The following is an 8,019-nucleotide window of genomic DNA, read 5'->3' as shown; positions in this document are numbered from 1 at the left end:
TCCCCGCCCGGGGCGGTGACACCTCGCCGCGACGAGGACCCGCTGGCCCGCCACCTCGCCGCCCGCTGGGCCGCGAAGGAGGCCGTCATCAAGGCGTGGTCCGCGGCGCTGTACGGCGAGCCCCCGCCGATCCCGCCCGACCTGCTGCGCTGGGCGGAGATCGAGACGGTGTGCGACGCGTGGGGCCGGCCGACGGTGCGGCTCGGAGGAGGGGTGGCCCGGCAGGTGGCCGCGACCCTCGGTGATGACGTGCGCTGGAACGTCTCCCTCAGCCACGACGGCGGCTCCGCGATCGCGTTCGTCGTGCTCGACGGGCCGCTGCGCGGATAGGTGGCAAGGTAGTCGCGCTCCACGGCGACGGGGGAGCGGCGAGGCCGCCTCAGTCGGCCTGGGCCTCCTTCTCCGCCAGCCACAGGTAGGCGGTGAGCATCCGCTTGAGCTCGGTGACGGTCGCGTCGTGCATGTCCTCGCCACCGGCCGAGCCGACGGTGTCCCCCGCCTCGCCGCCGGGCACCGGACCGGCGCTGACCGAGAAGTTCAGCATCGAGTAAGCCACGTGCACCAACACCTCGGCCATGAACGCGCGGCGTTCCCGCTCCGTGGCGGGCATGAGCGGCGCGAGGACGCTGGCGATCATCCGGGCGATCTCCCGCTCGTTCACCGCGGCCGTGGCCCGCGTGGCGGGAGTGGCCTGGGTGGCCAGCCAGACCGCGCGCCGCGACGGATCCCGCAGCCACAGGTCGGCCAGGTGGTCGAGGAAGTCGTTGAGCAGCTCCGGCCAGTCCAGCGCGGGGATCTTCTGCGCGAACCGCTCGACCTCCTCGATCACGCCGTGCGCGTCCTGGCGGTCGAGCTCGCAGACCAGGACGTACTTGTTGGCGAAAAACTGGTACAGCGTCCCGATGGGAACGCCCGCGCGCGACGCCACCTCCTCGCAGGTGAACGAGTCGAAGCCCACCTCGACCAGCACTTCCCGGGCCGACGACAGGAGCGCTTGGAACTTCCGACGGCTGCGCTCCTGGATCGGACGACGGCGGGGGACGAGGATGTTCGGTTCGTCCTGGACGGCCTCGTCGGTGATATCCCGTGACGGCTCGTGGGCGCGCTCGGACGATTCGGTCGGCATGGGTGGTTCAGCCCTCCGCCGGCTGGGGCTCGGGGAGCTCCACGCCGAGCAGCTTGGCGACCATCGCCACGTGCCCCTTCGCGCGGACGTTGTATCGGGCCATCGAGATGGTGCCGTCCGACTCCACCACGAAGGTCGAACGGATCACGCCCATGACGGTCTTGCCGTAGTTCTTCTTCTCGCCGAAGGCGCCCCACTCGGTGAGCATCGTCTTGTCGGGGTCGGACAGGAGCGGGAACGTGATGTCGTGCTTGTCCCGGAACCGGGCCAGCTTCTCCGGCGCGTCGGGGGAGACGCCGACGACGCCCATGCCCGCGTCGCGCAGCTGCTGGAGGGCGTTCTCGAAGTCCACGGTCTCGGTCGTGCACCCCGGCGTCATGGCGGCGGGGTAGACGTAGACCAGCACCTTCCCGTGCTCCGCGAGGAGATCCTGCAGCGACGTGGGGGTGCCGTCGGCGTCGGGGAGGGTGAACGCGGGGGCCGGCTGGCCCACCTCGAGCCGTGGTGTGGTCACCGGTGCTCCTGGGGTCGAGTCGGGGCGTCGGACCCTCCCAACCTATCCGATGCACCGGCGCTCGGGCGCGGATCCAGTCGGTGTGCAGTAGCGTGGGCGTGGTCAAGACCCGCGGGACGCCCGCGGACGAGCGATCGACGGAGGTCTCGTGTCCAGGAGTTACGACAGCATCGAGGGCGATATCGCCAAGGCGCGTGACGATCTCGCGACGACCTTGGACGAGATCATCGACCGGGTCAATCCCAAGAACCTCGCGACCGAGGGCAAGGAGCGTGCGACCGCGGCCCTGAAGGATCCGCGCGTTCTGGCGGTGCTCGGGGGGATCGCGGCCCTGGTCGTCGGCGGGATCACGGTGTCCATGGCCAACAAGCGCAAGGAACGGCAGCGCATCGAGGCGTACCTGGCGGCCCGCCGGGCCCTCTGAGCCCGCCGCCGCTCGTCACGGACCCGGTCCGGTCGGGTTCGGCGACGGCTCAGGCGTCGGCCCGGCTCCGGCTCGGCTTCATCCAGAAGAGCGTCCCGCACACTCCCACTCGGGCGACGTGTGCGGGACGTTCTTCTCGTTGGTCAGCGTCCCCCGCGCGGCACCCGCGCAGCCCGGCCCCCGCGCACACGAAAAAACCCCGGGTCGTGAAACCCGGGGCTTTCGCTCTGTGCGCCATCAGGGACTCGAACCCCGAACCCGCTGATTAAGAGTCAGCTGCTCTGCCAATTGAGCTAATGGCGCTCGCCTCGCTGGCCTTGCGGCCTTGCTCGGTGCGAGAGAAACAGTAACAGCCGCGAGCCCGGATCACGAAATCGCCTGGTCAGAGTTCGGGTTGCCGTCCAACTCCCGGGGTCCGTGATGTGACATACTCCGGTGTTTCGATATGGAGTGAGGGCAGCCCGGCAGGCATACTGGTGTAGACATCCCCCGGGCGTGGCCACGGCTGGGCGGAAGAGACAGCTGGAAGGGGCCATCAGTGAACCTGCGGACAACGGATCGGACGGCGCGGCGAGCGACCGGGGCCCGGTCGAAGGCCCGTCTCGGTCTGGCCGCCGTGTTCACCGGCGCACTGGTTCTCACCGGCTGCACTATCGGCGACGGCACGGTGGAGGACACCCCCGTGGCCGAGGCGCCGGCGGGTCCCGCCGCGGTGATCGACCTGTCGGTGGCGGACGGTGCCACCGACGCGAACCCCGCTGAGCCGATCGTGCTCACCGCCGAGGACGGCAAGCTCGACTCCGTCGTGGTGCGCAACCCCGAGGGCGTGCAGGTGCAGGGGGAGTTCAACCCGGAGTTGACCGAGTGGCGCACGACCGAGGAGCTCGGGTACGGCCGGCAGTACACGGTGGAGTCCACCGCCACTGACGAAGCCGGGCTAGTGACGCGTAAGAACGCCACGTTCACCACGCTGACGCCGAACATCATGACGGCCGCCTACCTGACCACGGGTGAGGGGTCCGTGGTGGGGATCGGCCAGCCCGTCGCGGTGATGTTCGACGAGCCCATCGCGGACCGCCGCGCGGCGCAGGAGAACATCCACATCACCACCGAGCCGGCGGTCGAGGGCGCGTTCTACTGGGTCTCCGACCAGGAGGTCCGTTGGCGCCCCGCCGAGTACTGGGCGCCCGGAACCAAGATCGACGTCCACGTGGACATCTACGGCGAGGATCTCGGCGGCGGGATGTACGGGCAGCAGGACGCCCACAGCAACTTCGAGATCGGCGACGCCGTGATCTCCCGGGTGGACGACTCGACCAAAATGATCACCGTCGAGCGCAACGGCGAGGTCATCAAGACCATGCCCACCTCGATGGGCAAGGACGCCACCCCGACGCCCAACGGCACCTACGTGATCGGCGAGAAGCACGCCTCGATGATCATGGACTCGTCCACGTACGGCGTGGCGGTGGACTCGGCGGAGGGCTACCGCACGCCGGTGCAGTACGCCACGCGGATGTCGTACAGCGGCATCTTCGTCCACGCCGCGCCGTGGTCGGTGTGGGCGCAGGGCAGCCAGAACACCAGCCACGGCTGCCTCAACGTCACCACGGCGGACGCCAAGTGGTTCTACGACAACGCCAAGCGCGGTGACATCTTTGAGGTCACCGGGACCGTCGGCCCCACGCTGCCCGGCTGGGACGGCCTCGGTGACTGGAACGTCCCGTGGGAGACCTGGAAGGCCGGCAACGCCGACCGGGGCGCCTGAGCCCCGGGTGACTAGGTCGACGACGGGGACGACGACGAGGTCGTCGTCTGCTCGCGCTCGGCGGCGGCCCGGAACTGCGCACGGCCGGGGGCGGCGGTGATGCCGTGCGCCACGGTGCTCGCCACCACGACCAGTGTCCCGGCGCCGAGGAGAACCGGATCCGCACCGGCCCGCGAGGCCTCCTCGGTCAGATAGAACATCGCGGCCACTCCGACGGGGCCGAACCAGCCGAGGTAGGCGGCGCCACGCACCTTCAGGCCGAGTGGCTTCATGACGGCGAACAACAGCGGTGGACGACGCAACAGCAGGACGCCGGCCGTGAGCCACACGGCGCCCCAGCCGAGTTGTCCCCACTGCTCCCACGGGATCATCGCGCCCAGGGCGAGGAAGAACGGCAGGACGGCGAACTGATTGACCGCCTCGTCGATCTCCACCTCCGTCTTGCGTTCGCTCCCGGAGCTGGTGAGGTTGAAGGCCAGTCCGGCGACGAAGGACGCGAACACCCCGTTGGCCTCGATGAGCCCCGACACACCGAGGACGAGGATCGCCAGCAGGAGTGTGTACGTGAGCATGGCCCCCTTCTCGGTGTCGTGGTGTCGTTCCGAGACGTGGAGAGCCTTTGCGGCGGCGACTCCTCCCACGGCGCCCACCGCGAGGGCGGCTCCGATCTGCCAGAGGGCTTCCGTGGCGGCCTGACCGGCGGTGAGGGGGGTGGCCACGGCGAGCGCGACCAGGACGAGGGGCAGCGCGAGGCCGTCGTTGGCCCCGGACTCCAGGGACAGCAGCTGGCGGTCGTGTTGGGGTAGGTCCTCCTCGGCGGCGTCGCCGGTGACGGCGGCGGAGGCCAGGACGGGGTCGGTGGGGCAGATGGCGGTGCCGAACAGCAGAGCGAGAGCGAACGGGATGCCCAGGGCCCACATGGCCAGGCCCGTCGAGATCAGTGCCATCGCGGGCAGGACCACCACCAACAGGAGTGCCAGGCGCCGCCAGTGCTCGCGGATGGCGGAGAACGGGTAGCGCAGGGCCACGCCCATCACCGAGACGGCGAGGAGGATCTCCGCTCCGCTGTGGAGGGTCGACTGCTCGGCGAGGATGTCGGGGACGTTCAACACTCCGAGGACGGCGGGTCCCAGGATGACGCCGCCGGCGAGTGCGATCAGCGGCTCGGACACCGGCCACCGGGTCATCCGCGCGGAGAGGGCGACGATCACCACCCCGAGAGCGCCCACGGCCGCGAGCAGCAGATCGAGTGTCGGCAACGGTCCCTCCTTGCGTCGGTCGGTCATCCGCACCATAGAAAAGGCTGCCGGGGCGCGCATCCGTACGCCGTGTCCGGACCCTCTGCCTCGGCCGGCAGCGCGCGTGCGACAGTGACCCCATGACCGCCGAACGCGAGATCACCCGACCCGTCGACCTGGCCCGCGGCCGCATGCTCAACCCGGACGCCGTGGGCTGGTCCCGGCGCCCTCTGCATCGCACTCACATCGCCGGCTGGGGGCGGACCAAGCGCTGGGAGTACTGGGGGATCGTCACCGACCGGTTCGTGGTCGGTCTGACGGTCGCCGGGCTGGACTATCTGGCCAACTGCGCGGTCTACGTCCTGGATCGGCGCACGGGGCGGGAGGTGAGCCGCAGCGGGATCAGACCGCTCCACCGGCCACGGTTCGGTGACGAACCGGGGGTCGGCGCCCTGCGGGCATCGGCCGGCGTGGGTGGGGGCCGGGTGTCCATCGAGGTCGACGACGACGAGGACACCAGCTCCATCCGTGTTCAGGCGCGCGGTGTGCGGGTCCGACTCGAGGTCAGCCGCCCGGGGCATGACAGCCCCGCGGTGGTGGTCCCGTGGAGTGAGCGCCGGTTCCAGTACACCCTCAAGGATCTGGCCAATCCCGTCACCGGGTCGGTGACCCTCGACGGCACGACGCATGACCTCGGCGCCGGCTGGGCGGTCCTCGACCGCGGGCGGGGTCGCTGGCGGTACGCGACCACCTGGAACTGGGGCGCGGGCAGTGGCGTGGTGGACGGCTCGACGCGGGCGCTGCAGGTCGGCGGGAAGTGGACGGACGGCACCGGATCGACGGAGAACGGGATCCTCGTCGACGGCCGGATGCACAAGCTCGGCGACGACCTGCAGTGGACCTATGACGTGTCGGACCCGGCCGGGCCGTGGCGGGTGCGGGTGAGCGGTTGGATGCCACGCTCACGTCGTTCCATATGCGCCACCGAACTCGGGGTGCTGGCGGTGAAGACGCACCAGGCGTTCGGCACGTGGCACGGCACCGGCGTGCTCGACGACGGCACGGAGGTCTCGCTCGACGGGCTGGTGGGCTGGGCGGAGCAGTCCCGCAACCGCTGGTAGGCCGGCGCGCATCCCGACGCAGGCCAGCCGCGGATGCGCCGCAGATGCGAATGGCGGGTGACCCGCACCGAAGTGCGCATCACCCGCCATCGCGGTCGGGGTGGCTGACGGGACTCGAACCCGCGACAACCAGAATCACAATCTGGTGCTCTACCAGCTGAACTACAGCCACCACCGCTGCCCTCGCGGACAGCGCTAACGACTTTACCCTCTAGGTGGCCTCGCCGGGAAATCCGCAGGTCGCGGCTACTCGACCGCGGGCAGCTCGGCGGCGGCCTTCTTGACCTCGTCGCTGGTAGGCCCGGGCTGCGGGACGAACGCGGTGGCCCGGTAGTACTGCAGCTCGCGGATCGACTCCTTGATGTCCGCCAGGGCCCGGTGGGACATGCCCTTCTCGGGCTGGCCGAAGTAGATGCGGGGGTACCACCGGCGGCACAGTTCCTTGATGGAGCTGACGTCGATCATCCGGTAGTGCAGGTAGGAGTTGAGCTCGGGCATATCGCGGGCGAGGAAGCCGCGGTCGGTGCCGATCGAGTTGCCCGCCAGGGGAGCGGACCCGGCCACCGGCACCCACGCCCGTACGTAGTCCAGGACGGCCTTCTCGGCCTCGGCCACCGTCACCGTCGACCTACGGATCTCCTCGGTTAGGCCGGAGGAGGCGTGCATATCCCGCACCACCGGCACCATGGCGTCGAGCGCGGCGTCGGAGGCGTGGATGACGATGTCGACGCCCTCGCCCAGCACGTTGAGGTCGGAGTCGGTGACCAGCGCCGCGATCTCCACCAACTTGTCGTTCGTGGTGTCGAGGCCGGTCATCTCGCAGTCGATCCAGACGATGCGGTCGTTCTTGGATTCCTGGTGGGGCGTCGGTGACGACGACGGGGCAGCGGTCTCGGCGGAGGTCGACTCGGGCATCGTTCGACTATATCGCCGCAGGACGGCCCGGCTGCTGTCGGCCGATCAGGCCCCGCCCTGCTGTCCCTCGCCGAGCTTGGCGTAGAACCTGCCCACGATCGGCGCCATGATCCCGCGCGGGACGTAGTTCCCGGCCACGGACATGGCCTGGCTCAGCGGGCCGGGCACCACGCGCATCTTGTTGCGGGCCAGCGCATCCAGCGAGACGCGGGCGGTGTACTCGGTGTCGACCCACAGGCGGTCGGGGACCAGGCGGTCGACGAAGGTCTTGTCCTCCTCGGCGATCTCCTCGGTGCGCACCGGACCGGGCGCGAGGAGGGTCACGTTGACGCCGGAGCCGATGAGTTCACCCCGTAGGGACTCGGAGAAGGTATTGAGGAACGCTTTGGTGCCGGCGTAGGTGGCGTTGTTCGGGATCGGCATGTTCCCGGCCGCCGATCCGACGTTGAGGATCGCTCCCGATCGCCGTTCGACCATGCCGGGCAGGACCGCCAGGACCAGGTCGTGGCAGGCCACCGCGTTGACCTGCATCTGCTGCTTCTCGTATGCGGGGTCCAGCGACGCCACGGGTCCGAACGTGGCGATGCCGGCGTTGTTGCAGAGGACCGAGATCTCCCGCGTGGCCAGCTCGTCGAGCAGGGGCTGGCGCTCGGCGGGGCTGCCGAGGTCGCAGGGGCGGACGTCGACGCTCACGCCGTACTCGCTCTCGAGCCGCGTCTTGAGGTTCTGCAGGATTCCCTCGCTCCGGGCGACCACGATGAGCGAATGTCCACGCCGTGCGAGTTCGGTGGCCAGCGCCATGCCGATCCCGGAGGAGGCGCCGGTGACGACTGCTCGGTTCGACGTGGTGGGAGTGGGCAGGGACATGGGACTCCTCGGGGTTTCGGGCTGGCGGACCGAGGCTGAGCGTACC

9 protein-coding genes and 2 tRNA genes are annotated in these 8,019 nt (G+C 69.9%); 4 read left to right on the top strand and 7 right to left on the bottom strand.

What is annotated here, in order from left to right; genetic code table 11:
- A partial coding sequence (locus HMPREF3086_RS08100; RefSeq protein ID WP_141764029.1) for a holo-ACP synthase occupies positions 1–330 on the top strand: 330 nt, incomplete at its 5' end.
- Between the two features lie 49 nt (positions 331–379).
- On the opposite strand, the gene HMPREF3086_RS08095 is transcribed toward HMPREF3086_RS08100, so the two are convergent.
- Positions 380–1,126: a TetR/AcrR family transcriptional regulator gene (locus HMPREF3086_RS08095; protein WP_007626718.1), complete on the bottom strand. Its 747-nt coding sequence runs from the start codon at positions 1,124–1,126 to the stop codon at positions 380–382.
- Positions 1,127–1,133: 7 nt separating this feature from the next.
- Positions 1,134–1,640 (bottom strand): peroxiredoxin, encoded by a 507-nt coding sequence (locus HMPREF3086_RS08090; protein ID WP_070721257.1) that lies wholly within the window; start codon positions 1,638–1,640, stop codon positions 1,134–1,136.
- Positions 1,641–1,788: 148 nt separating this feature from the next.
- Here HMPREF3086_RS08090 and HMPREF3086_RS08085 point away from each other — a divergent pair, with 148 nt between their 5' ends.
- Complete coding sequence (locus HMPREF3086_RS08085) at positions 1,789–2,064, top strand: DUF3618 domain-containing protein (RefSeq protein ID WP_007626708.1); 276 nt, start codon at positions 1,789–1,791, stop codon at positions 2,062–2,064.
- Between the two features lie 230 nt (positions 2,065–2,294).
- On the opposite strand, the gene HMPREF3086_RS08080 is transcribed toward HMPREF3086_RS08085, so the two are convergent.
- Positions 2,295–2,367: transfer RNA gene (locus HMPREF3086_RS08080), tRNA-Lys, on the bottom strand.
- 235 nt (positions 2,368–2,602) lie between these two features.
- Between HMPREF3086_RS08080 and HMPREF3086_RS08075 the strand changes: the two genes are divergently transcribed.
- Positions 2,603–3,832 (top strand): L,D-transpeptidase, encoded by a 1,230-nt coding sequence (locus HMPREF3086_RS08075; protein WP_109148412.1) that lies wholly within the window; start codon positions 2,603–2,605, stop codon positions 3,830–3,832.
- 11 nt (positions 3,833–3,843) lie between these two features.
- Here HMPREF3086_RS08075 and HMPREF3086_RS08070 read toward each other — a convergent pair whose 3' ends face one another.
- Positions 3,844–5,127: a cation:proton antiporter domain-containing protein gene (locus tag HMPREF3086_RS08070; protein ID WP_070721256.1), complete on the bottom strand. Its 1,284-nt coding sequence runs from the start codon at positions 5,125–5,127 to the stop codon at positions 3,844–3,846.
- A gap of 83 nt (positions 5,128–5,210) precedes the next feature.
- On the opposite strand from HMPREF3086_RS08070, the gene HMPREF3086_RS08065 reads away from it, so the two are divergent.
- Positions 5,211–6,191, top strand: a complete 981-nt coding sequence (locus HMPREF3086_RS08065; protein WP_070721253.1) for a DUF2804 domain-containing protein — start codon at positions 5,211–5,213, stop codon at positions 6,189–6,191.
- A gap of 99 nt (positions 6,192–6,290) precedes the next feature.
- On the opposite strand, the gene HMPREF3086_RS08060 is transcribed toward HMPREF3086_RS08065, so the two are convergent.
- The 3 genes from HMPREF3086_RS08060 to cmrA all read right to left on the bottom strand — a co-directional run bounded on the left by HMPREF3086_RS08060 (position 6,291) and on the right by cmrA (position 7,973).
- Positions 6,291–6,363 (bottom strand) — tRNA-His (locus HMPREF3086_RS08060).
- Positions 6,364–6,437: 74 nt separating this feature from the next.
- Positions 6,438–7,106, bottom strand: coding sequence for an oligoribonuclease (orn, locus tag HMPREF3086_RS08055; protein WP_007626700.1), 669 nt, complete (start codon positions 7,104–7,106; stop codon positions 6,438–6,440).
- 45 nt (positions 7,107–7,151) lie between these two features.
- Positions 7,152–7,973, bottom strand: coding sequence for a mycolate reductase (cmrA, locus tag HMPREF3086_RS08050; RefSeq protein WP_070721251.1), 822 nt, complete (start codon positions 7,971–7,973; stop codon positions 7,152–7,154).
- Positions 7,974–8,019: the final 46 nt, after the last annotated feature.

The sequence above is a fragment of the Dietzia sp. HMSC21D01 genome (assembly GCF_001815995.1).
GTDB lineage: Bacteria > Actinomycetota > Actinomycetes > Mycobacteriales > Mycobacteriaceae > Dietzia > Dietzia cinnamea.
The sequence above is the reverse complement of the archived record's forward strand: the minus strand, read 5'-3'. Positions and strand labels throughout refer to the sequence as shown.

Excerpts from the sequence above, each read along its gene's own strand:
- HMPREF3086_RS08095 (WP_007626718.1), bottom strand. The coding sequence starts at position 1,126 with ATGCCGACCGAATCGTCCGAGCGCGCCCACGAGCCGTCACGGGATATC.
- HMPREF3086_RS08070 (WP_070721256.1), bottom strand. The coding sequence starts at position 5,127 with ATGGTGCGGATGACCGACCGACGCAAGGAGGGACCGTTGCCGACACTC.
- cmrA (WP_070721251.1), bottom strand. The coding sequence starts at position 7,973 with ATGTCCCTGCCCACTCCCACCACGTCGAACCGAGCAGTCGTCACCGGC.
- HMPREF3086_RS08065 (WP_070721253.1), top strand. The coding sequence starts at position 5,211 with ATGACCGCCGAACGCGAGATCACCCGACCCGTCGACCTGGCCCGCGGC.
- orn (WP_007626700.1), bottom strand. The coding sequence starts at position 7,106 with ATGCCCGAGTCGACCTCCGCCGAGACCGCTGCCCCGTCGTCGTCACCG.